Below are 24630 nucleotides of genomic sequence, written 5' to 3' on the forward strand. Positions count from 1 at the left end.
TTTTATTAATTAGGCTTGTTAAATCTGTTATTATTATTGTGGTTGTTAATAATATGATAAACTCCATATAGAAAAGATTGAAAGAGGGTTTTCTTACATATGAAACATGCTGAATATGAATACTTAAATTTGTGCCGCCATGTTATGGAACATGGTACAAAAAAAGAAGATCGCACAGGGACAGGGACTGTATCTGTATTTGGATATCAAATGCGTTTTGACCTTAGCAAAGGTTTTCCTTTATTAACGACAAAACGTGTTCCATTCCGCTTAGTAGCAAGTGAACTTCTTTGGTTTATGAAAGGTGATACGAATATTCGTTATTTACTTCAAAATAACAATAATATTTGGAATGAATGGGCGTTTAAAAGCTGGGTAGAAAGCGATGCTTATAAAGGGCCAGATATGACAGACTTCGGACTGCGCTCGCAGCAAGATGAAGAATTTAAGAAACAATATGATGAGCAAATGGAATTATTTAAAAAGAATGTTTTAGAAGATGATGACTTTGCGAAGAAATATGGATATTTAGGAGATGTATACGGAAAACAGTGGCGTGCTTGGAAAACAACAGCAGGTGAGACAATTGATCAGTTACAAGATGTAATTGAAATGATTAAGAAAACACCAGACTCACGCCGTTTAATTGTTTCGGCATGGAATCCTGAAGATGTGCCAAGTATGGCATTGCCGCCTTGCCACACACTATTCCAATTTTATGTAGCAGATGGAAAGCTTTCATGTCAGTTATATCAAAGAAGTGGTGACATTTTCCTTGGCATTCCATTTAATATTGCAAGTTATTCACTGTTAACGCACTTAATTGCACATGAATGTGGTCTAGAAGTAGGAGAATTTGTTCATACAATTGGAGATGCACATATTTATACAAATCATTTCGAACAAGTAGAGAAGCAGTTAGCGCGTGAACCGCGCCCATTCCCGACACTTACATTAAACCGAGATGTGAAATCTGTGTTTGATTTTGAAATGGAAGATTTAACATTAGAAGGATATGATCCACATCCAGCAATTAAAGCACCAGTTGCAGTGTAATTGTAAAAGGAGATGAAAACATGATTATTTCATTTATGGTCGCAATGGATGAAAATAGGGTAATCGGTAAAGATAATAAATTACCGTGGTATTTACCAAGTGAGCTACAATATGTTAAGAAAACGACAATGGGACATCCACTTATTATGGGGAGAAAAAACTATGAAGGAATCGGAAGACCGCTTCCAGGAAGACGGAATATTATCGTAACACGCAATACGGATTATCACGTAGAAGGCTGTGAAATCGCGCATTCTGTGGAAGAAGTTTTTGAACTTTGTAAGAATGAAGAAGAAATTTTTATTTTTGGTGGAGCTCAAATTTATGAGTTGTTTTTACCCTATGTAGAAAAGTTATATATAACGAAAATCCACTATGCATTTGAAGGGGATACGTTCTTCCAAGAGATTGATATGAAAGATTGGAAAGAAGTGTTTGTAGAGAAAGGTGTGACGGATGAAAAAAATCCGTACACATATTACTACCATATATATGAAAAGCAGCAATAACAAAAAGATTGATGTGAATGGGAATGTTCACATCAATCTTTTTATTTACATAACTAGATAGAACTTTATGAGTAGGTTTCGTTGATGCTATAATGAGAGCTAGCATGTGTGTTATATTATGGGATTAGAAAATAATTTGAAGTACAATTTCTTTGTTTAGCAAAAGGAGGAGAATCGGTTGAAAAAATTATGGGGGTTGCTTTTTCTATGTTTTGCACTCGCACTAGTTGGATGTAGTAAAGAAGAAAAGCCAGAGCAGGCATTTGATACATATGCAAAAGCATGGAATGAGCAAAAATTTGCAGATATGTATGATCAGTTGTCAGAAAATGCAAAAAAAACCATTTCAAAAAAAGAATTTACAGAGAAGTATGAAAAGATTTATGCAGGTATAGAAGTTAAAAATTTAAAAGTAGAAACAGGAAAAGTAAAAGAGGATGAACAAGATAACGGACCTGTTCCTTTTAAAGTGAGCATGGATACAGTGGGCGGGAAAATTTCCTTCTCACATGAGGCAAAATTAGTGAAGGAAAAAAATGGAGATAAAGAATCTTGGAAAATAGATTGGACTCCAGATTTCATTTTTCCAGGTATGACAAAAGATACTAAAATACGTATGCAAACATTCCAAGCAAAGCGCGGGGAAATATATGATCGTAATGGAAAAGGACTTGCTACGAATGGAAAGGCGTCTGAAGTCGGCATTATTCCGGGGAAATTAGGAGATACTGCAGCACAGACAAAAGAAACAATAGCAAAACTATTAAATATGTCAGTAGAAGAAATTGATCAAAAGTTAAATGCGAAATGGGTAAAACCAGATTACCTTGTGCCAATTGGTATTTTACAAGAAGGTGCAATGCAGAATGATTATATTAATTTACCGGGCGTTGCAACGCGTTCTGTAAATGTTCGTACCTATCCATTAGGCGAAGCTGCAGCTCATTTAACAGGTTATATAGGAAAAGTAAATGCTGAAGATTTGAAGACGCTTGCAAAAAAGGGGTATCAAGCTGATGACCCTGTGGGGAAAGCTGGTTTAGAGCAAGTGTTTGAAGAGAAGCTACGTGGTAAAAAAGGGGGCCGCGTCTTTATGGAGGATGCACAAGGGAAAGAGATAAAAGATTTAGTGAAAACAGAAGCGGAAGATGGACAAAATGTTACTTTAACAATTGATAGCACAGTGCAGGAGAAAATCTTCAATGAAATGAAAGGGGAAGCAGGTTCAAGTGCAGCGATAGATCCACAAACTGGTGAAACAATTGCTCTTGTAAGTAGCCCAGCTTATAACCCTAATGTAATTGTGAGAGGTGCATCAAAAGCACAGCGTGAAGCGTGGAATAATGATCCGAAAAAACCGATGACGAATCGATTTACACAATTATCTGTGCCAGGTTCCGTATTTAAGCCTATTACAGGTGCAATCGGTCTTGAAACAAAAACACTTGATCCAAAAGAAGAATTAAAAATTGAAGGGCTGAAATGGACGAAAGATTCTTCTTGGGGAAATTATTATGTAACACGTGTGAAAGATGCGAGTCCAATCGATTTTGATAAAGCAATGAAGTATTCCGATAACATTTACTTTGCACAACAAGCTATAAAAATTGGAAAAGATAAATTTATGAGTGAAGCAAAGAAATTTGGATTCGATGAAAAATTACCAATCGAATACGGATTCCCAGTTTCAAAAATCGCAAAAGATGATATTAAAAATGATATTCAAATGGCTGATACTGGATATGGACAAGGCCAAGTGTTAATGACACCTCTTCATTTAGCGTTAACGTATGCACCAATTGTGAATGACGGGAATATACCGTCTCCGCATCTTATTAAAGATGATAAACAAACAAAACCTTGGAAAGAAAATGTAATTTCTAAAGGAAATCAGGAGATATTAAAAAATGCGTTAACAAAAGTAATTAATGATCCAGATGGTACAGGGAAAATTGCTAAGATTGATGGAATGACTCTTGCTGGTAAAACTGGGACAGCTGAGTTAAAAGAATCAAAAGAAGCAGAGGGCAAAGAGCTTGGGTGGTTTGCTGCATTTGATGTGAACTCACCAAATATGATTGTTACAATGATGATTGAAGATGTAAAGGGTAGAGGTGGAAGTAACGTTCCAGCTGAAAAAGTAAAACACGTTTTTCAAAAGTAATATGTGATAAAAAGCTATCTCTCTGAAATGTAGAGATAGCTTTTTTATAGGAAGAATTTTTAAATTCATATACTAAGCTGAGGTGAAACAACGTAGCTTATTAACTTACGAAAAAAAAGTAACTATTTTTCGTTGACAAATAAAATATATTTTTGTATTATACTTACATAAGGTAAGTAATTTACTTTTTAAAAATAAATCTCGAATTAAAGATAAAATGAATAAAGGGAGAGAACAAAATGACAAAAGTACTATTTATTACAGCAAATCCAAATTCAGCAGAAGCATCTTTCGGTATGGCAGTAGGGGAAGCTTTCATTGAAGCGTATAAAAATGAACATCCACAAGATGAAGTTGTAACAATTGACTTATTTAACACGACAGTACCAGCAATTGATGCAGAGGTATTTGCAGCTTGGGGTAAATTTGCGGCAGGTGAAGGTTTTGAAGCATTAAATGAAAGTCAACAACAAAAAATTGCAGCAATGAACACAAACTTAGAAACATTTATGAATGCCGATCGTTATGTGTTTGTAACACCAATGTGGAACTTCAGCTATCCACCAGTAGTAAAAGCATACTTAGATAATTTATCTATCGCAGGTAAAACATTTAAATATACTGAAAATGGTCCAGTTGGATTACTAGAAGGTAAAAAAGCACTTCACATTCAAGCTACAGGTGGTATTTATTCTGAGGGAGCATACGCAGCAATGGACTTCGGACGTAAACATTTAAATGCAGTATTAGGATTTATGGGTGTGTCTGATGTAGAATATCTTGCAGTTGAAGGCATGAATGCAAATCCTGAAAAAGCACAAGAAATTAAAGAAGCAGCAATTGCGAATGCGCGTGAATTAGCAAAACGTTTCTAATATAGAAAACTCAAAAATGTCCAAACGCTTGTCGTTTGGACATTTTTTCTTCTTTTTCCTTCGTTTGTCTAGTATAATGAAGGACGGAATGATAATAGGTGGGGGTTCTGTATGATTCAAACGTTTTTTAAAATCTTTTATTTAATTTTAATTGTAATTGGCATTACACCGAGGTTATGGCGAATACAGGGTAAAGTAAAAACACTATCGCCACAAGAAAAAGATCGCCTTGTGTATAAAACAACAAATTGGTTTGGTAAGAAGATGGTTCGTGTAGCGGGATCGACTGTACAAGTAAATGGACTTGAAAACGTGCCGAAAGATCAACCGGTACTTGTTGTAAGTAATCATCAAAGTGATATGGATATCCCAGTTTTACTAGGTTACTTAAATAAACCAATCGGATTTGTTTCAAAAGTGGAAATTAAAAAATTTCCGATTGTACGAACTTGGATGGAATTGATGAATTGTGTGTTCATGGATCGTAGGGATCGTCGTCAATCTCTACAGGCTATTAAAGATGGAATTGAACGGTTAAAGAGCGGCCATTCTATTGTAATTTTTCCAGAAGGAACGCGTAGTAAAGGTGGCGAAATAGGAGATTTTAAAGCTGGTAGTTTTCATCTTGCTGTAAAATCTGGTGTGGCTATATTGCCAGTAACTTTAGATGGAACATATACGATGTTTGAAGCAAATGGAAATCGAATGAAGCCAGCACATGCAACGATAACAATTTCGAAACCAATTACACCTGAGCAATATGCAAGTATGGATGTTAAAGAACTAACACAGCATACAAAAGATATTATTGCGGCTCAATTACATAAATAATAACAAAGTCTCAGCTTGAAAAGCTGAGACTTTGTTATTATTTATGCGACAGGTAAGACATAAAATAGTACGCAGAAAAACATCATTGCACTACCGCCTAGTACGAAAAGGTGCCAAATTGCGTGATTGAAAGGTAGCTTTTCCCACAGAAAGAAGATAGCTCCTACTGAATATAAAATTCCACCTGTTAAAAGTAAGGAAAATCCGTGTCCAGTTAAATTTTCATAAAGTGGTTTAATGGCAACAATAATGAGCCAGCCCATAATGACATAGCACAGTGTTGACATTTTAATAAAACGACGTACAAAGAAAATTTTAAAGATGATCCCACCGATGGCAAGGGTCCAAATAATTGCAAGTAGTGTCCATCCAAGGGGACCGCGCAGTGTAATGAGTAAAAAAGGTGTATATGTGCCAGCAATCAATAAATAGATAGCAGAGTGATCTAAAATGGTAAATAATTTTTCTACTTTTGGATGATGGATACTGTGTAGTAGTGTAGAAAATAAGTATAGTAGAAACATGCTCACACCATAAATAGTAAATCCAACAATAGCAGAGGCTGTACCATGTTTGGAAGCATGAATAATTAATATAATTAAGGCCGGGATACTTAAAATAGCCCCGATTCCATGAGTAATCGCATTGGCAATCTCTTCTTTTACGAATTGTGTCATTTTTGTTATTTTTTGCGTCATGATTTGAATCCTTTCTATTATGATGAAATAAGATATCATTTCTTTTACCATACCATATGCAATAAAAATAGAAAATGAAATTTGTATAACCGACTATATTTTTTGATTTTTTCGACAAATGATATCGGATACATTGACGTTTACAGACTTTTTTGACAAAATGAAATTATGGGATAGTAGAATAAGAAATCTACTTATAAGGGAGATGGGAAAAATGTTATCAAATATCGGCTTTCCAGGGTTAATTTTAATTTTAGTAGCTGTACTGATATTATTTGGTCCTAAAAAATTACCAGAAATCGGACGTTCTTTAGGTGAGACGTTAAAAGAATTTAAAAAATCCACAAGAGAATTAACGGATGATACGTTTCAGGACAAAGAAAAAAATAAATAAAAGCTAGGTGTAAGGCGCTTAACTTTTTATACTCACTTTCCTACTTTATGGAAATGATAATAAACGATTTGTATTCATTCTTCTAGGGGAAATAGCAGAATTTGGATTGGATGAGAGAAGTGTGGTGAAAGAGATGGAAGATCGAGAGATGAGTATAGTAGAACATATTGTGGAACTTCGAAAGCGCGTAATAATTACTGTCTTATCATTCGTAGTATTTTTGATAATTGGTTTTGTTTTCACCAAAGATATTTATTTTTGGCTTGTAAAAGATTTACCGATGAAATTGACAGTTCTCGGTCCAAGTGATGTATTATGGATCTTTTTCTCGATTGCTACTGTATTTGCCATTGTTTGTACAATTCCGCTAGCAGCGATGCAACTTTGGTTATTTGTGAAACCAGGTTTACACCCACGTGAACAAAAAATGACATTAATGTACATTCCTGTATTATGTGTATTGTTTATAGCAGGTTTATGTTTCGGATATTTTATTGTGATGCCTTTCTTATTTCATTTTTTAACGACAATAGGTAATGAAATGTTTCATACAATGTTTACGACGGAAAAATATTTTCATTTTGTATTAAATTTAACAGTTCCATTTGCAGTTATATTTGAATTGCCAGTTGTCGTTATGTTTTTAACAAGCATTGGGTTATTAACGGCTGGATTTCTTCAGCAAGTTAGAAGATATGCTTATGTTATATTGATTGTTATTGCTTCTTGTATATCTCCTCCAGATTTTTTATCACATAGTTTAGTAGCGGTACCGCTAATTTGTATTTATGAAATAAGTATCGCGTTATCAAAAATTGTAAGTAAAAGAAAACGAAGACGAGAAGAAGAAATGCAGTCAAAAAGTGCCTCATTATAAAGGCACTTTTTTTTATTTATTTGTTATACTATATTTATAATCGTATACAATATAAAGAAGAAAAAAAATATAGAATCTCCGAAATTTAGACAAACTTTTCACCATTGTAAGTTTATACTGAAGTTATAAATCCAATGAAAAAGAGGATTGATATCGTGATCATGAAAAGTTTTTATTTCACTCATTCAACAGGGAATTGTATTAAAATATTTGAAATTCCTGTCCTACAAGCACAGCATCCGTTAGCATTTCTAATTCAGTCGCGTCTTCAATTATTTATCGCTAAAATTCAAAAACAAAAACAACCGAGATTCTCATACTCTTTTCGCGAATATTTACAAAGCTGCTTAAAGTGGAATGATTATTCGAATGTGTATAAAACAAATACTCTTGAAAAAAATGCATAATTGAAAGTAACGACAGCGTAAATGCACCCTGTCGTTTTCTTTTTAGGCATAAAATAGAAGATTTTTATTGAAAAATGGTTTCAAATGGTTGAAAGCATTGGGAATGCTAGTATAATAACAAGGAGAGCGTATTGGAAAGGGAAGAAGTAGAATATGCAAAAAATTAAAATTGTTACAGACTCAACGGTGGATTTATCACAAGACGTGATTGAAAAATATGATATTCATGTTATCCCATTATCCATTTCTGTGAATGGAAAAACATACTTAGATCGTGTGGACCTACAACCGGATGAATTTATTGAAGAAATGGAAAAGTCAGAAGAATTACCAAAAACATCACAACCGGCGGTCGGATCATTTGTTGAAATGTACGATCGTTTAGGAGAGGACGGTAGCCAAGTTCTATCCATTCACTTAACACACGGTTTAAGTGGATCAGTTGCGACAGCTAACACTGCAGCAACAATGACTGATACAAAAGTTACAGTAGTAGATTCATTGTACATCACGCATGCTTTAGCCTATCAAGTAATTGAAGCAGCAACAATGGCGCAAGAAGGACATTCTTTAGAGGATATTTTAAAACGTGTTGAAGAAGTGCGAAAAAACACACGTTTATATGTTGTTGTAGATACGTTAGAAAACCTTGTAAAAGGTGGCAGAATCGGAAAAGGAAAAGCGATGATTGGTTCTTTGCTAAACATAAAGCCAATTGCAATTGTTGAAGACGGTGTCCTCAATCCAGTTGCAAAAGTACGTAGCCAAGGCCAAATTGTAAAAACATTGATGAAAATGTTTGAAGAAGACACAGCTGGTAAAACAGTAAAATCAGTAGCTGTGCCGCATGCAAAAGCATTGCCATTAGCGCAAAAAATGAAGGAAGCTGTTGAAAAAATAAGCGGTTTTACCCAAACGGAAATTTTTTATACAACGCCAGTTATTAGTACGCACACGGGTGCAGGTGCAATTGGATTTTCATATTTTGCTGAATAGAAAAAGAGCTGCCTGAGAGTAGCTCTTTTTTATTTTGCTATTCACGGGCAGTAATATCCAAGTAAAAAAGATAGGTGGGGTATTACTGCCCGTAAAAGTCCAGTTCGTGAAGGCTAATAATCAGTGAGGGGTGAAAAAAACATTAGTTGCGATGTCATGACTGGTAGTAATATACAATGATTATCGTGATGATGGCACTTATTGAAATCATAAAGCGCCGTTGTAAATATTCCTTCATATAATATTCCTCTCCGCTTTTACAGATTTATATGAACAAAAAACACTTGATTATTTAGAGTTCTCTTTCATTATATGCATAAAAGAGGAAGGGAATTTATAGCTTTATGTGCTTTTTTACAGATTCTTTTATTTCAGAAGACATTTTTTCTGAAATAAAAGTTTGCCCTAGAAATAACACATGAAGTTTTTTCAAAGGCAACATACGTAAATTCCAGTTATTACGAAGTCTTATTATGGCTTCTCTTGGTGTCTCATCTGCAAGTGCAAAAGCACCGTAATGCATGGGAATGAAATGTGTAGCATTGAAAAACCTGTTTTGTTTTCGTTCTTTACACCATCTTAAAAATGAACGAATCTTTTTTTGTATTAATATTATCCATGTTTTCATAGCGTTTTACTATGAACATCACCTTATTTGAAATCTTTGTAGCGGTATTGTACCGAAAGGTTGTAAAGGAAAACAGTGAAAAAAGTTGATTAACAATTAAAAGATTGTAAAAAATGGTGCGAACATCTTTATAAAATAGAAAGCTAGCATGTGAACTACTCACTATCTATGCTAACGCTTAGAGGAGGGACACTTCTTACCTAAAGTTAGTTAAAAGAGAAGATAAAATGTTATATAAAGAGGTAACAAAGAAATAATAATTAGTAAACAATGGAGCATTTGTCTATTAATTCGCTTGAAAATAGGAAGTGATATACTTAATTTCGCACGATTTCGTGAACAAATAGGATAAACAATTTTCTCATAGTGTTTACTTTTGTTATGATAGACATAACTTACATAAATTAAGGGAAGAGAAGAGAGGTTTGAAAATGAAGCGTTATCAAAAGCTGATTGGTCTTTTAGTTGTTTTTTGCTTCTTTATACTTGCAGGATGCGACTCAGGATCAAAACTCCGTAAACCATTAAATTGGGATTTAGAAACTTTCCAATACATAAATCAAGATGGTAAACAGTTTGGAACGAAAGATTTAAAGGGGAAAGTATGGGTAGCTGATTTTATGTTTACTCATTGTAAAACGGTTTGTCCACCGATGACTGCAAATATGGCCAAGTTACAAAAAATGGCGAAAGAACAGAACTTAGATGTTCAATTTGTTTCGTTTAGTGTAGATCCTGAAGTTGATAAGCCAGAAGATTTGAAAGCATTTATACAAAAATTCACAGAAGATACGAAGAACTGGAATTTGCTTACAGGATACTCATTAGAAGATGTGAAGAAGTTTGCAAAGGATAACTTCCAAACACTTGTAGATAAACCAGATAGTGATGATCAAGTTATGCATGGTACATCATTTTATTTAGTTGATCAAAATGGAAAAGTGATGAAGAAGTATAGTGGAATTAGCAATACGCCATATGAAGATATCTTACGTGATATGAAACGATTATTGGAATAAAAGAAGGATGCTTCGGCATCCTTCTTTTTGTAACTGTATTTTGGGATTTAGATATATAGTAAACATTAATCTATGGATAAAATATCATGTTGCTGTGGAAGCTTTGGTGCACGAATTTCTAATACGCCGTTTTGATAAGAGGCTTTTGCTGTCTTTTTATTAATTAAATATGGTAATTTAATAATGCGAGAAGCTTCTGACATTGAGCGTTCACGGCGATAATAGTTATGAGATGTATGCTCTTTCGTTTCCTCAGGAACGTCTTCTGTTACAGAAATTTTTAAGTATTCACTCTGTATTTCGATTTGTATTTGTTCTTTTTGAATCCCTGGGAGTTCAGCTTTGACAACGAGGTCTTCGCCGACTTCATATAAATCTACAGGAAATGTTAATAAACGGTTTCCTTTTTGAAAAAAATGATTTAAATCAGCAATTACATTACGAAGAGGTGTTTGCTCGAAAAAATCGTCAATCTGCTTTAAATAACTACGAACAGGTGGACGAGAAGAGGAATCTTTTTGTTCTTCACTCATGGTATTCCCTCCTAGAAATCAATTTGCAATATCATATGACAAAAGCGAGTGAATGTGAGTGCCTATTTTTCATCTTTGCAGAAAAAAATGCTAAAAATGTGAAATGGAGTGATTTTTTTATAGTTTTTGTCGCCATATTGAGGCGATTATGCTAGTATAAATAGGGTTGATATAGTAGTATAGAAACAGAATGAAAACTGAAAGAGGGTAAGAAGTATGTGTGGTTTTGTAGGATGTTTATGTGAAAACCCTAGAGAGTTTTCAGAAACAGAAAAACATCAATTTGAAAATATGAACACGATTATTTTCCACCGTGGTCCAGATGACGAAGGATATTTTCGTGATGAACATGTACAATTTGGCTTCCGCCGTTTAAGTATCATTGACTTAGAGGCAGGACATCAGCCGCTAACTTATGAAAATGATCGATATGTAATTATTTTTAATGGTGAAATTTACAACTATGTAGAATTACGTGAAATGCTACTTGAAAAAGGTGCAACATTTGCTACGCAATCTGATACAGAAGTTATTATTGCATTGTATGCACATATGAAAGAGAAATGTGTAGACTACCTTCGCGGTATGTTCGCATTCATGATTTGGGATCGTGAAGAGAAAAAACTTTTTGGAGCACGTGACCATTTCGGTATTAAGCCACTATATATCGCACAGCAAGGTGATACAACATTCTTTGCATCTGAGAAGAAAAGTATCATGCAGGTTATGCAAGATAAAGATGTAAACCCAACTTCTCTGCAACATTATTTTACGTACCAATATGGACCAGAACCAGAAACGTTAACAACTGATATTAACAAAATTGAACCTGGTCATTATTTTGTGAAAGAAATCGATAAAGAGATGGAAATTCATCGCTACTGGAAACCGTATTTCAATGCTTCAAGTGCAACGAAAGAGGAGCACATTCAAGCAATTCGCGATGTATTGTATGACTCTGTAAAAGTGCATATGCGTAGTGATGTACCAGTAGGTTCATTCTTATCTGGTGGTATCGATTCATCTATCATTGCGTCTATCGCAAGAGAAATGAATCCAAACCTTTTAACATTCTCTGTTGGCTTTGAACGCCGCGGCTTCAGTGAAGTTGATGTAGCAAAAGAAACGGCAGAAAAATTAGGTGTTACTAACCATAGTGTCTTCATTACAGCAAAAGAATTTATGAATGAATTCCCAAAAATTATTTGGCATATGGATGATCCTTTAGCTGATCCAGCTGCTGTGCCGTTGTACTTCGTAGCAAAAGAAGCACGCAAGCATGTAACAGTAGTTCTTTCTGGTGAAGGTGCGGACGAGCTGTTTGGTGGATATAACATTTATCGTGAGCCGAATTCTTTAAAAATGTTCTCTTACATTCCTACTCCAGGAAAGAGCGTATTAAAAGCATTAAGTGGTGCGCTTAAAGAAGGCTTTAAAGGGAAAAGCTTCTTAGAGCGTGGATGTACACCAATTGAAGAACGTTACTATGGAAATGCGAAAATCTTCCGTGAAGAAGAAAAAGCTGAATTAATGAAGTATTATAATGAAAGTATTAACTATATGGATATCACGAAGCCATTGTATAATGAAATCAAAGATTATGACGATGTAAGCAAAATGCAATACATCGACATGTTCACATGGTTACGTGGCGACATTTTATTAAAAGCTGATAAAATGACGATGGCAAATTCATTGGAACTTCGTGTACCATTCTTGGATAAAGAAGTATTTGACGTTGCGTCTAAAATTCCAACAGAATTAAAAATCGCAAATGGAACAACAAAAGCAATTTTACGTGAAGCAGTGCGCGGAATTGTTCCAGATCACGTGTTAGACCGTAAAAAACTTGGCTTCCCAGTACCGATTCGTCATTGGTTAAAAGATGAAATGCACGACTGGGCTGTTAATATTATTAAAGAAAGCAAAACTGAGCATTTAATCGACAAACAGTATGTACTAAACTTACTGGAAGCACATTGTGCAGATAAAGGCGATTACAGCCGTAAAATTTGGACAGTACTAGCATTTATGGTATGGCACCAAATTTATGTTGAGCATAAATATGATACGAATCATTTTCATGAAGAAACAAAACGTGCGTATAGCTTAGTTTAATTAGGAAAACCTTAAGATCGCATTCGATCTTAAGGTTTTTTTCATAAATATGTATGGTACTTGATACAATAATAATAAAAGGATGGACAAAGCGTGATTACATTTGAAAAAGTGAATTTTGAAACAGAAAAAGTTGTTGAGGAAATGTTTGCGTCACATAGCTTAGTGAAAAAAGATGTTCAATATTGTATAAAAGCTGATGATACATATATTGGTGTAATTGATTATTTGACACAAGGTGAGAGTGCTATATTATCTAATTTAATCATTCATTTTGATTATCAAGGCTATGGATATGGAACGAATGCTTATTTTACATTTGAAGAGATGATGAAACAGAGAGATATGAAGGATATCAAGGTGTTACAAGGAGAGTTAACCGAGCAAGCCAAGTCTTTTATAGAGAACTTAGGTTTTGTATTGAACAGTGAAATATATATGAAACGCTTCTAGTAACTAGGCAGAGAAATGAATAGAAGGCAGGTGAGTGTATGACGATGACAACTGGTCTTTTTCTAGTTGGAGGCTGTTTTGTAGTAGCAGAACTATGTCAAATTCTCATTCGGAAAATGATGCGTAAAAAGCGCAAACCGTATGAATGGCAATACATTCCAGTGTTTTTTATTTTGTTTTGTACTTTGTTTTTCTTGCAACATACAGCTCACTTTCCACCAATTTTAAATATTTTTTTGAAGTTTGGCTTATTATATAGCGGCATTGGGATTGCGATTTTATTTAGCTTATTTTGTATACGTCATATTCATTATCAATCTTACATATTTATTTTAAATTGGTTAAATCGAGCTGATAGAAACCGCCTTATATAAGGCGGTTTTTTATCTGTTTTTGTAACCAATTCTTTATGATTTACATAGAATAGGACGAGCATAAATATATGCTCTATTAAATAGAGGAAGGAAATGATATATGAAGCTCGTTATAGATGCAGGACATGGTGGATATGATTCTGGAGGTGTTGGAAACAGTCTAGTTGAAAAAGATTTAACACTGCAAATTGCGAAGCGTGTTCGAGATATTTTACTTGCAAACTATACCATTACTATTAAAATGACACGTGATAGCGATATATTCATCTCGTTATCCGAACGTGCAAATATTGCTGATTCTTTTGGGGCAGACTTTTTTATCTCATTTCACATTAATAGTGGTGGTGGAACAGGTTTTGAAAGTTATATTTATAACGGATTATCAGATAGCAGCTCTGCAGCAAGTAAGCAACAAAAGATGCATACAGCAGTGAAGTCTGTACTAACAAAATATGGTCTTCACGATCGAGGAGCAAAAAAAGCGAATTATGCAGTGTTAAGAGAAACTGCAATGGATGCATTATTAACAGAAACCGCTTTTATCGATACAACATTTGATGCGAACTTATTAAAAAACCAGCAGTTTATAGAAGATTTATGCCAAGCATATGTAAGCGGAATTACTACAATTTTGGGATTAACATCAAATCCTCTCCCTCCGATTCAGCCTAATCCACAACCACAAACGAAAGGGGTTGCTTATATTCGTGGAAAGGACGTGAATTTAAGAAGTGGCCCATCAACATCATCTTCAGTTATTCGAAAGTTGAATGCTCCAGAATCGTATGTAGTTTATCAGGAAAGTAATGGATGGCTAGATTTAGGAGCGGGACAATGGATATATAATGATCCATCATACATTGATTATGTTAAGTATGGAAATAGCGATGGCAGTCCAATTGGAGTGGCATATATTCAAGGAACGAATGTGAATTTAAGAAGTGGTCCATCAACATCATCTTCAGTCATACGTAAACTAAACCCTCCTGAAGCTTATTTAGTATATATAAACCAAAATGGATGGCTAAATCTTGGAGGAAGTCAGTGGATTTATTATGATCCATCTTATATTAAATATGATAAATATTAAAATATAAGGGATTACCAATAAGAGTGAATCATAACTTTTCCTTGAATGTTTTACAAACGGTAAAACTTAGAGGGAATTTTTTTTGTTAGAAAATTATTTTATTAAATAGGTGTTTTATTGGTTTAAATGACTGAAAATTCTTTGTATTTAGTGTGGATGGGTTGTAAAATGAAACTATTATTAGGAAAGGAGTGGAGAATGGTGAAAGGAGCTCATAAAGATTGGATTTTGTTTAATGGAAGAATTGTGAATACGAAGGAAGAACAGCCGATGGTTGCGCTAGAAGAACGAGGTTTACAATTTGGTGATGGAATATATGAGGTGTTCCGTTTATATAATGGGAAACCTCACTTGCTAGATTTGCATTTAGAAAGATTCTTTAAATCCATGAAGGAAATTCATCTTAATCCACCTTTTACAAAAGAGGAATTGATTGAACAACTTCAGCAATTAATTGAAAAAAATCAATTTCAAGAAGATGGGAATGTGTATGTCCAAATTTCAAGAGGAGCTCAGCCGCGAAATCATGTATATGATTCGAACTTGAAGTCAATGTACTTTGCAAATATTGTACCGTTTCCAAGACCAACTGAACTTATGGAAAATGGGATTAAAGTAACGGTGGAGGAAGATATTCGTTGGAAGTTTTGTCATATAAAATCCTTAAATCTTCTTCCGAATATTATGATTAAAAATAAAATTAATGAAGAAGGATATCAAGAGGCGATATTAGTTCGAGATGGAATTGTAACAGAAGGTTGCCATTCAAATTTCTTTATTATAAAAAATAATAAAGTGATTACGCATCCAGCAGATCACTTTATCTTACATGGAATTACTCGTCATCATGTCATTTCGTTAGCAAAGTCTCTACATATTGAAGTAGAAGAGCGAGAATTTTCATTACAGGAAGTATATGAAGCGGATGAATGCTTCTTTACAGCGACGCCTCTTGAAATATTTCCGGTTACTCAAATTGGAGATGAGCAATTTGGTAATGGAGAAAGAGGAGCAGTTACGAAAAAACTACAAGCTGCTTATGAAGAAAGTATTGCACCTTTAAAAGTAACAAATTGAGTATATAAGGAAAAGAAAGCTGGTATTCCACCAGCTTTTTTTCATGATATAATGCAAGCGTAGGACAAATTTTAAAAATGCTGTAAAAGGGGATTTTATGTATATGAATTATGAAGCATTTAAAGAAATAATTCACGGACGCCGTAGTGTGCGAAAGTTTATAGAACAAGAAGTATCTGTTAGTGACATAGAAGAGATTATTGATTGTGCTCGTTATGCTCCAAGTGATACGAACTCACAAACGTGGGAATTTATTGTCATTATGAATCGAGATAAAATTAAAGATATCGAAAAAATGACATGGGATGCATTACATACGTTAGCTGAAAAGGCGGCAAAAAATGGAGAAGAAAAAGCTGGGAAGCTATTAACTCGTTCATTTGGGCCATATGCAACCGCCTTTTCTGAAGCACCAGTGCTAATTGTATGTTTAGCAACTCCGTATGAATCAAAGTTTCGTGAAAAAATATTTGATCCAATCAAATTCGTTCCAGATGCAGTATGGGAAGAAGAGGGGATTAAAAGTAGCTGTTTAGCGGCTCAAAATTTAATGCTGGCAGCACATGCAAGAGGTCTTGGGACTTGTCCGATGACAGGACCCGTTTTATTAGCACAAAATGAATTGCGAAAATATTTACAAATTGACCCAGAGAAACAAATTAATATGGTAATTTCGCTAGGATATCCAAAAGATAAGCCAAAGAAGCTTGCTCGAAAAGAAGTAACAGATATTACAAAGTTTATTTATTAGGATATTTTTGTGATAAACGTGAAAAAGACATTGGACATACCAATGTCTTTTTATACTGGAGTGAAATGATGAATTTTGTTCAAAATTTTACTGTTCTAGGTTATAAGGTGAATGAGTTATTAAAAGAGTTTTTTACTGAATTCAATATAATGAAATTTTTTTCTTGAGAAGAAACCTTTTTAGATTGGAATATTTTCTAATAATAATGGGTTAAAATAAAGAATAAGAAGGAATTGCTAATTATTTTTTGAAAAAATTTATGATATAAAAAAGAAAATGTGATACAGTTATGATGAGCGGAAACATTTGTTCACGGAAGTGTTGAAAAATAAACTTAGAATAAGAAATTATTTTTGTATAATAAATAAGAATTGATTTACAGGGGGGATGAATTTTGAAAAAATTCATAATCACTGGATTGTCTGCTTTGTTATTAGTAGGATGTGGGGTTTCAAAAAGGGAAGTAGAACCTAAACAAGAAGGACAAGTTGTAAATGCAAGTGATGAGAGTATGATTCCTTTTCCTGAAGGAGTAATGCCAATTGGTGAAGGTAAAATAAAGATAGTCACACCAGATGGCACTTCTGAAAATGGTAATATACCAACTGTGTTTATAAAGAGAGACACCCTAATTCAGCAAGTCGAAATCGAACTTGCTGATTTTCAAAATGATAAAGAAACGTTTGTATTTGTAGATGATATGTTTGAAGAGAAATATCAAGTTACCAGCAAGACGCAGACAACAGTAGAATTAAAACAAAAAACGTTAGAAACTGGATCTCATACAGTAACTGCAGTCCAATTTGAGAATAATGATCCGAGTGGAAAAGTTATTAGCTATACGCAGGCGAAACTTGAAACGAAACCAGCATCTTAAAATAGCTGAAATATTATAATAATAAAAAATACATTACTTTTCTAAGTAATGTATTTTTTTATTTTGACTTTGGACGTATGAATATGATTTGCGAATTCCAATGAAAATATATATACCTATCATTTGACAGGTAAATATTTTGTAGGGATTTTGTTTGAAAATGTCGAATACAATATACTGCGTCGTAAAAACACGTTTTCCATTGTTTAGTGTGAAACAAATAGGGAGGAGAAGCTGTAATGAAACGTGCTCTTATAAATATTGATTATACATATGATTTCGTAGCTGAAAAAGGTGCATTAACATGCGGAAAGCCAGGCCAAGAGATTGAAAAGCATCTGGTAGAAATTACAAAGCAGTATATTGAAAACGGAGATTATGTTGTATTTGCAATTGATAAACATGAAGAAAAAGATTTGTATCATCCTGAGACGCAGTTATTTCCACCCCATAATATAACTGGTACAAAAGGAAGAGATTTATATGGAGAGTTACAAAGTGTATATGAAGAATATCAAGATAAGGAAAATGTGTACTATATGGACAAAACACGTTACAGTGCTTTTGCTGGAACAGATCTAGAAATGAAGCTAAGAGAAAGAGGGATACAGGAAGTACATCTTGTTGGCGTATGTACGGATATTTGCGTTCTTCATACAGCAGTGGATGCTTATAATAAAGGGTTTCATATCGTTGTACATGAGAAAGCGGTAGCTTCTTTTAATGAGCAAGGGCATAAATTTGCCTTAGGACATTTTAAGTCTTGTTTACATGCAGAAGTACAGTGAATATGGAAAAAATGAGAGCCATGTAAAGAAAGAGACCTTAATGAAAAGGTCTCTTTCTTTACATAGTTACAACTTGCTGTTGAATCAGGTTTTTAATAAACGGACTAATATTTAATGAATGGTTTGACCTTTTTTGTTTGTAGTATTTAGAAATTTCTTAATGTTATAATGGTAGTTGGTGATGAAGGTGAATTATGCTGAAAAGGAAATGCGGCGTCTAGAAGCATTAAAAGAAATTGCAGAATTATTAAATGAAGCAACAAATTTGCAGGAAATGTTAGAGAGAGTATTACATACATTATTGCAAGTTATGAATTTACAAACAGGCTGGATCTTTTTTATTGATGAAAAAGGAATGCATCGTATGCTTGTTGATAGAAATCTGCCACCAGCACTTACATGGAAGGGAAAGAAACCGATGTGTGAAGGAGATTGTTGGTGTGTCGATCGATTCGTGAATGGACGTTTAGAAAAGGCAACAAATATTATTGAGTGTAAGCGAATTGAAGATGCTATTGAATATAATTGGGGAGAGACGGAAGAGATTACGCATCATGCGACGATTCCTCTTCGTGCTGGAGCTAAGAAGTTCGGTCTATTAAATGTTGCTTCACCTCATAAAACACATTTTACGGAGGAAGAATTAGCCTTGTTAGAAGCAATTGCATTTCAAATTGGAACAACGATACAACGAATTAGGCTAGTTGAGAAAGAGCGTAAATATGTAGTTGTAGCGGAGAGAAATCGACTCGCACGTGATTTACATGATTCGGTTAAACAATTGTTATTTTCCATTATGTTAACGGCTAGAGGGACTCTTGATATGACAAAGGATACAGAATTGCAAGAGATGCTAAGTTATATAGGAGAATTATCGCAAGAAGCATTGCAAGAGATGACGCTATTAATTTGGCAATTACGGCCAGAAGGATTAGAAAAAGGGCTTGCAGAAGCGGTGCAGAATTACGGAAAGTTATTAGGTATTCAAGTAGCAATTCGAATCGATGGGGTTATTTCAATTGGTGATGAGATAGAAGAAGTGCTGTGGCGTGTGAGCCAGGAAGCTTTGCATAATTGTAAAAAGCATGCTTCATGCGAGAGGGTGCTTGTTAACTTAAAAACAGAAAATAGTAAGTTAAACTTTCAAATTGAAGATGACGGTATTGGGTTTGTTAAAGACAAAGTAAGAGATTCAGCACTTGGTTTAAAAAGTATGAAAGAACGAATTGAATTGATGAAAGGAACATTTCGAATAAGAACGAAGCCGGGACAGGGAACAAAGATTGAGATTCAGTTACCGGTTTGAAAGGGAGAAAGTCATTGAAAATTAAACTATTACTTGTAGAAGATCATCATATTGTTCGAAGGGGGCTTGTATTCTTCTTAAAAACGAAAGAGGAATTTGAAATTATAGGGGAAGCAGAGAATGGGGAAGAGGCGTTAGACTTTGTTCGAAAAGAAAGACCAGATGTAGTATTAATGGATTTATCAATGCCGAAAATGGATGGGATTGAAGCGACAAAACGATTGAAACAATATGACGCTACTATTAAAATCCTGATGTTAAGTAGTTTTTCAGAACAAGATTACGTTTTGCCAGCACTGGAAGTTGGTGCAGATGGCTATCAATTGAAAGAAGTACAGCCGGATCAGCTTGTTGCTTCCATTATTGCGGTATATCAAGGAAATACAAACTTTCATCCGAAAGTAACCCCTGCTTTGTTAGGACGACCAGTAGTGAAAGAGGAAAAGCAAGATAGTTTGTCTATGCTGACAAAAAGAGAAAAAGAAGTCCTTCGTGAAATTACGAAAGGAAGAAGTAATAAAGAAATAGCAGCAGAGCTTCATATTACAGAACAGACGGTTAAAACGCATGTTTCAAATGTACTTGCTAAGTTAGACGTAGATGATCGGACGCAAGCTGCTTTGTATGCTGTAAAACATAGTTAACTGTTTCAAAAAAGAAACTTGTACAAGAGTATGAGTTTCTTTTTTATTTTTATCGTTATTTCTGTTGTAAAGAAACTCTTATTGGTTTTGTGAATAAAAATCAGAATAAATAAAATGAAATTTTCATAAATAGTAAAAGAATGTCTTGTGTGGCGTGAAGTATAATAGTACATATCGTAAGTTAAAAAGCAGTTTCACAAAATTTGAGGTGGTAAGATGGTAAACCAACAAGAAAAAAAATTATGTCTTTGCATGATTGTAAAAAATGAATCGAAAATAATTGAAAGATGTTTGAATGCAGCTAAACCAATCATTGACTTTGTTTCTATTTGTGATACAGGTTCCACTGATCGTACGCCTGGAATTATTGAAAAATGGTGTAAAGAAAATGGAATACCTGGAACGATTCATCATGAACCGTTTCGGAATTTTGGTTATAACCGAAGCTTAGCTGTATCATTGGCACAAGAAACGTATCCAGAGTCTGATTATTTGTTGGTGCTTGACGCAGATATGGTTTTAGAAGTTACACCTGATTTTGATAAACGTAGTTTAACTAAGGATCATTATCTGACGTTGCAATACGATATTCATATTAAATATTGGCTTACTCGTCTGCTAAAAACATCTTTACCGTGGAAATCAGTTGGAGTTACACATGAATACTGGGATATAGATCGTTCTAAAGTAGCTGCTGATTATAATACAGGAGTAGATAGACTAGATGGCCTTATTATTAATGATCAAGGAGATGGTGGAAGTAAGGTTGATAAATTTGAAAGGGATAAACGATTATTATTGGAAGGGATACAAGACCTGACAACTACACCAGATTTAAAAGTAAGGTATTTGTTTTATTTGGCCCAAACTTATTATCATCTAAGTGAATTTGAGGAATCAATTAAATGGTACAAGAAAAGGGTTGAAGCTGGAGGATGGGCGGAAGAAGTATTTTATTCGTTACTAAGAATTGGTCTTTGTTATGAACAGTTGGCGAATATCTCTTCATTCAAACAAAGACAGCTTAAGAAAGAGGCGGAAGAAAATCAGTCTGAAATTGAAGGTTTTATTCAGCAGGAAGAACAGTTTTTTGCACTAGCTATTACGTATTTTCAAAATGCTTGGGAGTATAGACCAACTAGAGCAGAATCTTTATATCAACTTGCAAGGGTATATCGAACGATGTCTAAAAACCATATAGGTTTAATGTATGCATTGCAAGGAAAAGAAATCCCTTTTCCGAAAGAAGATCTTCTTTTTGTAGATTACCACGTGTACGATTATTTATTTGATTATGAGATTTCCATTTGTGCCTATTATATCGAAAGTAAGAAACATTTAGGCGCAAAGGCACAAAAGTATCTCGAGTCTAAAATAAAAGAGTTACCGATGCATATAGCAAGCGCAGTGGAGAAGAATACGCAGTTTTATTAAAAAAGAAATAAATCGCAAGAATCATTGAGTTTACAGTAAACAAGAGCGATAGTGTATTTAGATCATTAACAAATAGAACGGTCATTTCTAGAAACTCATACAAAAGTATGAGTTCTTTTTTGATTCTTCATACTATTTTCTCAAAGAATTTCCCTCTTTTGATTGTGATTTGTATATAAATTTCTGATAATATATAGATAGAATTTAAAACAAAGGGGAGAAATATTCATGAAATTAGTCGTAATTAATGGGACACCACGAAAATTTGGTAGAACACGTGTTATTTCGAAATATATTGCCGAGCAATTTGAAGGAGAATTATATGATTTAGCGGTTGAGGAATTACCTTTATATAATGGTGAAGAATCACAGCGTGAATTAGAAGCAGTAACAAAATTAAAAACTTTAGTGAAAGAAGCGGATGGTGTAGTGCTTTGCACACCTGAATATCATAATGCAATGAGCGGTGCGCTTAAAAATGCATTAGATTTCTTAAGTAGTAGTGAATTTATTCATAAACCGGTAGCTTTATTAGCAGTTGCGGGCGGAGGGAAAGGCGGAATTAATGCATTAAATAGCATGCGTATTGTAGCGAGAGGTGTGTATGCGAATGCAATTCCAAAGCAAGTTGTATTAGATGGTTTATACGTACAAGATGGTGAGCTTAGTGAAGATGCAAAACCATTGATTCAGGATCTAATAAAAGAACTAAAAGGATACATGAGTGTATATAAAGAGGTAAAGAAACAATTAGGGGTCGAGGGATAAAACGCTCTTTACCATAATATTGACGAAGAAGGTGTACGATTAAATCTATATTTTTGTGATAAAGATACAATCGTTAATTCGTACTAAAATTCTAAACTATGTCCATCAAATGTATCTATAAATTAAAATAATGCTACCTCAAGTAACGAGGTAGCATTATTTTGTACCAATAGTAAAACAAGACAAGGCGTTCATGCAATTATAGAAAAACAGAACCATCCCTAATGCTTCTATGTTATGTACCGCAAAAAGTTCGGTAAGGACAGGATGATGGCGCAGGCGGTGTGGCGTAATCAGCCTGTTCCGGGGAGTGCGCGTAGGGGCGTGAAAGAACATCAAGAAGTTGCTTCATCACGCTGTAATCTCCTTGTTTCACTGCGGCTTCTAGTGCGGCTTCTACCCGGTGATTCCGCGGGATTAGTGCAGGATTGCTGTTTCGCATTAATTGATGTGAGGAAGCTTTCGATTCCTGCTGTCTGTCTAGTCTCGCTTGCCACTGCTTATACCATTGAGTAAATTCTAGGGTCCCAAACAAGACTGTATCCTCTAGTGTATCAAAAGTTAATGTGAGGAAGGTATTGGTATAGTCCGCACGATACTTCTGCATCATACTAAGGAGGTCTTCAATAAGGGATTCATCCTGTATTTCTTCGTTAAATATTCCTAGTTTAGCTCTCATTCCCGTGAGCCAATTAGACTGATACAACTTAGTAAAATCTGAAATCGCATCCTGGGCCAGTCTGATAGCCTGCGTCTGATCTGCATGCAGCAGTGGCAATAGAGTTTCAGCAAATCGTGCGAGATTCCACCCGGCAATATGGGGCTGATTGCCATAGGCATATCGACCTTGAATATCAATGGAGCTGAATACCGTTGCCGGATCATAAGTATCCATGAAGGCGCAAGGGCCATAATCAATAGTTTCTCCGCTAATGGTCATGTTATCCGTGTTCATCACTCCGTGAATAAAGCCAACAAGTTGCCACCCGGCAATTAGTGTGGCTTGACGCTTAATCACTTCTTGAAGCAGGAAAAGATAGCGGTTCGGGGCAGCGCCAACGTCTGGATAATGGCGTTGCAATGTATAATCAGCGAGGATTCGGAGATCTTGAGCAGTGCCCCATTTTGAAACGTATTGAAAGGTGCCGACGCGCAGATGACTTGCAGCTACACGGGTCAAAATCGCACCAGGTTGCTCGGTTTCACGAATTATTGACTCACCGGTAGTCACCACCGCTAGACTACGGGTAGTAGCAATACCAAGCGCATGCATTGCTTCACTGATGATGTATTCGCGCAGCATCGGTCCAAGTGCTGCGCGACCATCACCTCGGCGGGAGTATGGTGTTTTACCAGAACCCTTAAGCTGAATATCAACCCTCTTATCTAGGGGAGTAATCTGCTCGCCAAGTAACAGAGCTCGGCCGTCTCCTAACAAGTTAAAGCGTCCGAATTGATGCCCCGCATAAGCTTGAGCAAGGGGCAAAGCACCTTCGGGAATCCGGTTACCAGCAAGCACCGCTATGCCATCTTCACTTTGCAGCGCCTGAGCTTTCAACCCGAGGGATGCTGCCAATGGATCATTGAGAATGCATAACTTAGGTGAACGTACAGGAGTTGGGCTGTGGGTGGTAAAAAATGATTTTGGCAGACGGGCATAACTATTGTCTAAGTTCCATCCTGTTCCTGCTATTTCTTTTCTCTTTGTCATTGTATCTCCCTTTCTTTTTTGTTTTTTACATAAAATAAAATTTGTTATGAAAAAATCTTCAAGCAGGTCCTCTTTTCTTGTCACATAGCAATATTTTTAGGAGAAAGATCAAAATTATACTCAAATTGGAAAATGAAAAAATACATTGAAATCTGAAATCACACAAGAGTTTAGCGCACAACTTGGTACAATTATAACATCTCGTGCAAACGATTTTGTTGGTGGGTTCTCTTCCTTATTTTATCAGAAAAA

The 24630-nt window shown here is 34.9% G+C and carries 25 protein-coding genes and 1 pseudogene; 22 read left to right on the top strand and 4 right to left on the bottom strand.

The window, feature by feature from the left end; translation table 11 throughout:
- Nucleotides 1-99: 99 nt before the first annotated feature.
- From ACIQ7L_RS13900 to ACIQ7L_RS13920, 5 genes are all read left to right on the top strand, one after another.
- Nucleotides 100-1056, top strand: coding sequence for a thymidylate synthase (locus ACIQ7L_RS13900; protein WP_400569938.1), 957 nt, complete (start codon nt 100-102; stop codon nt 1054-1056).
- Nucleotides 1057-1076: 20 nt separating this feature from the next.
- A complete protein-coding gene (locus tag ACIQ7L_RS13905; protein ID WP_400569940.1) occupies nt 1077-1565 on the top strand; it encodes a dihydrofolate reductase in 489 nt (162 codons plus the stop codon).
- Nucleotides 1566-1743: 178 nt separating this feature from the next.
- Entirely contained in the window at nt 1744-3729 is a 1986-nt protein-coding gene (locus ACIQ7L_RS13910; protein WP_400569942.1) for a penicillin-binding transpeptidase domain-containing protein, read from the top strand.
- Nucleotides 3730-3968: 239 nt separating this feature from the next.
- Entirely contained in the window at nt 3969-4604 is a 636-nt protein-coding gene (locus ACIQ7L_RS13915; protein WP_098198159.1) for an FMN-dependent NADH-azoreductase, read from the top strand.
- 111 nt (nt 4605-4715) lie between these two features.
- A complete protein-coding gene (locus tag ACIQ7L_RS13920; RefSeq protein ID WP_400569944.1) occupies nt 4716-5435 on the top strand; it encodes a lysophospholipid acyltransferase family protein in 720 nt (239 codons plus the stop codon).
- Nucleotides 5436-5476: 41 nt separating this feature from the next.
- On the opposite strand, the gene trhA is transcribed toward ACIQ7L_RS13920, so the two are convergent.
- A complete protein-coding gene (trhA, locus tag ACIQ7L_RS13925) occupies nt 5477-6133 on the bottom strand; it encodes a PAQR family membrane homeostasis protein TrhA (protein WP_097898613.1) in 657 nt (218 codons plus the stop codon).
- 214 nt (nt 6134-6347) lie between these two features.
- On the opposite strand from trhA, the gene ACIQ7L_RS13930 reads away from it, so the two are divergent.
- The 4 genes from ACIQ7L_RS13930 to ACIQ7L_RS13945 all read left to right on the top strand — a co-directional run bounded on the left by ACIQ7L_RS13930 (nt 6348) and on the right by ACIQ7L_RS13945 (nt 8807).
- Nucleotides 6348-6527: a twin-arginine translocase TatA/TatE family subunit gene (locus tag ACIQ7L_RS13930; RefSeq protein WP_097898614.1), complete on the top strand. Its 180-nt coding sequence runs from the start codon at nt 6348-6350 to the stop codon at nt 6525-6527.
- 133 nt (nt 6528-6660) lie between these two features.
- Complete coding sequence (gene tatC, locus ACIQ7L_RS13935; RefSeq protein ID WP_400570141.1) at nt 6661-7404, top strand: twin-arginine translocase subunit TatC; 744 nt, start codon at nt 6661-6663, stop codon at nt 7402-7404.
- 155 nt (nt 7405-7559) lie between these two features.
- Nucleotides 7560-7811 carry a DUF2535 family protein gene (locus ACIQ7L_RS13940; RefSeq protein WP_141523306.1) on the top strand — a complete coding sequence of 84 codons (252 nt, stop codon included), beginning with the start codon at nt 7560-7562 and terminating at the stop codon, nt 7809-7811.
- A 153-nt stretch (nt 7812-7964) separates the two neighbouring features.
- The gene (locus ACIQ7L_RS13945) at nt 7965-8807 is read left to right on the top strand and encodes a DegV family protein (protein ID WP_400569947.1); all 843 of its coding nucleotides are present in this window, start codon (nt 7965-7967) and stop codon (nt 8805-8807) included.
- A gap of 334 nt (nt 8808-9141) precedes the next feature.
- Here the strand turns inward: ACIQ7L_RS13945 and ACIQ7L_RS13950 are convergent.
- Nucleotides 9142-9351 (bottom strand): annotated as a pseudogene (locus ACIQ7L_RS13950) (MBL fold metallo-hydrolase); the annotation flags it as partial.
- A 515-nt stretch (nt 9352-9866) separates the two neighbouring features.
- Between ACIQ7L_RS13950 and ACIQ7L_RS13955 the strand changes: the two are divergent.
- Nucleotides 9867-10454 (top strand): SCO family protein, encoded by a 588-nt coding sequence (locus ACIQ7L_RS13955; protein ID WP_400569949.1) that lies wholly within the window; start codon nt 9867-9869, stop codon nt 10452-10454.
- A gap of 65 nt (nt 10455-10519) precedes the next feature.
- Here the strand turns inward: ACIQ7L_RS13955 and ACIQ7L_RS13960 are convergent, their stop codons facing one another.
- A complete protein-coding gene (locus ACIQ7L_RS13960; RefSeq protein WP_400569951.1) occupies nt 10520-10987 on the bottom strand; it encodes an Hsp20/alpha crystallin family protein in 468 nt (155 codons plus the stop codon).
- Nucleotides 10988-11203: 216 nt separating this feature from the next.
- Between ACIQ7L_RS13960 and asnB the strand changes: the two genes are divergently transcribed.
- The 12 genes from asnB to ACIQ7L_RS14020 all read left to right on the top strand — a co-directional run bounded on the left by asnB (nt 11204) and on the right by ACIQ7L_RS14020 (nt 22667).
- Nucleotides 11204-13105 carry an asparagine synthase (glutamine-hydrolyzing) gene (gene asnB, locus ACIQ7L_RS13965; protein ID WP_400569953.1) on the top strand — a complete coding sequence of 634 codons (1902 nt, stop codon included), beginning with the start codon at nt 11204-11206 and terminating at the stop codon, nt 13103-13105.
- Between the two features lie 93 nt (nt 13106-13198).
- A complete protein-coding gene (locus ACIQ7L_RS13970; RefSeq protein WP_400569954.1) occupies nt 13199-13558 on the top strand; it encodes a GNAT family N-acetyltransferase in 360 nt (119 codons plus the stop codon).
- Nucleotides 13559-13596: 38 nt separating this feature from the next.
- Nucleotides 13597-13932, top strand: a complete 336-nt coding sequence (locus ACIQ7L_RS13975) for a hypothetical protein (RefSeq protein WP_400569956.1) — start codon at nt 13597-13599, stop codon at nt 13930-13932.
- Nucleotides 13933-14032: 100 nt separating this feature from the next.
- Nucleotides 14033-15022 (top strand): N-acetylmuramoyl-L-alanine amidase, encoded by a 990-nt coding sequence (locus tag ACIQ7L_RS13980; RefSeq protein ID WP_400569957.1) that lies wholly within the window; start codon nt 14033-14035, stop codon nt 15020-15022.
- A gap of 198 nt (nt 15023-15220) precedes the next feature.
- Entirely contained in the window at nt 15221-16099 is an 879-nt protein-coding gene (dat, locus tag ACIQ7L_RS13985; protein WP_400570143.1) for a D-amino-acid transaminase, read from the top strand.
- Between the two features lie 103 nt (nt 16100-16202).
- Complete coding sequence (locus ACIQ7L_RS13990; RefSeq protein WP_097898623.1) at nt 16203-16850, top strand: nitroreductase family protein; 648 nt, start codon at nt 16203-16205, stop codon at nt 16848-16850.
- A 394-nt stretch (nt 16851-17244) separates the two neighbouring features.
- The gene (locus tag ACIQ7L_RS13995) at nt 17245-17727 is read left to right on the top strand and encodes a hypothetical protein (protein WP_400569959.1); all 483 of its coding nucleotides are present in this window, start codon (nt 17245-17247) and stop codon (nt 17725-17727) included.
- Between the two features lie 239 nt (nt 17728-17966).
- On the top strand, nt 17967-18515 hold the full coding sequence (locus tag ACIQ7L_RS14000) for a cysteine hydrolase family protein (protein ID WP_097898625.1): 549 nt from the start codon (nt 17967-17969) through the stop codon (nt 18513-18515).
- A 187-nt stretch (nt 18516-18702) separates the two neighbouring features.
- On the top strand, nt 18703-19821 hold the full coding sequence (locus ACIQ7L_RS14005) for a GAF domain-containing sensor histidine kinase (RefSeq protein WP_400570145.1): 1119 nt from the start codon (nt 18703-18705) through the stop codon (nt 19819-19821).
- 14 nt (nt 19822-19835) lie between these two features.
- Nucleotides 19836-20465, top strand: coding sequence for a response regulator (locus ACIQ7L_RS14010; RefSeq protein ID WP_400569961.1), 630 nt, complete (start codon nt 19836-19838; stop codon nt 20463-20465).
- Nucleotides 20466-20681: 216 nt separating this feature from the next.
- Nucleotides 20682-21899, top strand: a complete 1218-nt coding sequence (locus ACIQ7L_RS14015; protein WP_400569963.1) for a tetratricopeptide repeat-containing glycosyltransferase — start codon at nt 20682-20684, stop codon at nt 21897-21899.
- Nucleotides 21900-22127: 228 nt separating this feature from the next.
- Complete coding sequence (locus ACIQ7L_RS14020; protein ID WP_400569965.1) at nt 22128-22667, top strand: NADPH-dependent FMN reductase; 540 nt, start codon at nt 22128-22130, stop codon at nt 22665-22667.
- 235 nt (nt 22668-22902) lie between these two features.
- Here the strand turns inward: ACIQ7L_RS14020 and ACIQ7L_RS14025 are convergent, their stop codons facing one another.
- Nucleotides 22903-24378 carry a protein adenylyltransferase SelO gene (locus ACIQ7L_RS14025; RefSeq protein WP_400569967.1) on the bottom strand — a complete coding sequence of 492 codons (1476 nt, stop codon included), beginning with the start codon at nt 24376-24378 and terminating at the stop codon, nt 22903-22905.
- Nucleotides 24379-24630: the final 252 nt, after the last annotated feature.

It is taken from the genome of Bacillus sp. NPDC094106 (assembly GCF_044764345.1).
In the GTDB taxonomy this organism is placed as follows: domain Bacteria; phylum Bacillota; class Bacilli; order Bacillales; family Bacillaceae_G; genus Bacillus_A.

Coding starts and splice junctions, on each gene's coding strand:
- ACIQ7L_RS13900 (WP_400569938.1), top strand. CDS start 100: ATGAAACATGCTGAATATGAATACTTAAATTTGTGCCGCCATGTTATG.
- ACIQ7L_RS13905 (WP_400569940.1), top strand. CDS start 1,077: ATGATTATTTCATTTATGGTCGCAATGGATGAAAATAGGGTAATCGGT.
- ACIQ7L_RS13915 (WP_098198159.1), top strand. CDS start 3,969: ATGACAAAAGTACTATTTATTACAGCAAATCCAAATTCAGCAGAAGCA.
- ACIQ7L_RS13920 (WP_400569944.1), top strand. CDS start 4,716: ATGATTCAAACGTTTTTTAAAATCTTTTATTTAATTTTAATTGTAATT.
- trhA (WP_097898613.1), bottom strand. CDS start 6,133: ATGACGCAAAAAATAACAAAAATGACACAATTCGTAAAAGAAGAGATT.
- ACIQ7L_RS13930 (WP_097898614.1), top strand. CDS start 6,348: ATGTTATCAAATATCGGCTTTCCAGGGTTAATTTTAATTTTAGTAGCT.
- tatC (WP_400570141.1), top strand. CDS start 6,661: ATGGAAGATCGAGAGATGAGTATAGTAGAACATATTGTGGAACTTCGA.
- ACIQ7L_RS13945 (WP_400569947.1), top strand. CDS start 7,965: ATGCAAAAAATTAAAATTGTTACAGACTCAACGGTGGATTTATCACAA.
- ACIQ7L_RS13955 (WP_400569949.1), top strand. CDS start 9,867: ATGAAGCGTTATCAAAAGCTGATTGGTCTTTTAGTTGTTTTTTGCTTC.
- ACIQ7L_RS13960 (WP_400569951.1), bottom strand. CDS start 10,987: ATGAGTGAAGAACAAAAAGATTCCTCTTCTCGTCCACCTGTTCGTAGT.
- asnB (WP_400569953.1), top strand. CDS start 11,204: ATGTGTGGTTTTGTAGGATGTTTATGTGAAAACCCTAGAGAGTTTTCA.
- ACIQ7L_RS13975 (WP_400569956.1), top strand. CDS start 13,597: ATGACGATGACAACTGGTCTTTTTCTAGTTGGAGGCTGTTTTGTAGTA.
- ACIQ7L_RS13980 (WP_400569957.1), top strand. CDS start 14,033: ATGAAGCTCGTTATAGATGCAGGACATGGTGGATATGATTCTGGAGGT.
- dat (WP_400570143.1), top strand. CDS start 15,221: ATGGTGAAAGGAGCTCATAAAGATTGGATTTTGTTTAATGGAAGAATT.
- ACIQ7L_RS13990 (WP_097898623.1), top strand. CDS start 16,203: ATGAATTATGAAGCATTTAAAGAAATAATTCACGGACGCCGTAGTGTG.
- ACIQ7L_RS14000 (WP_097898625.1), top strand. CDS start 17,967: ATGAAACGTGCTCTTATAAATATTGATTATACATATGATTTCGTAGCT.
- ACIQ7L_RS14015 (WP_400569963.1), top strand. CDS start 20,682: ATGGTAAACCAACAAGAAAAAAAATTATGTCTTTGCATGATTGTAAAA.
- ACIQ7L_RS14020 (WP_400569965.1), top strand. CDS start 22,128: ATGAAATTAGTCGTAATTAATGGGACACCACGAAAATTTGGTAGAACA.
- ACIQ7L_RS14025 (WP_400569967.1), bottom strand. CDS start 24,378: ATGACAAAGAGAAAAGAAATAGCAGGAACAGGATGGAACTTAGACAAT.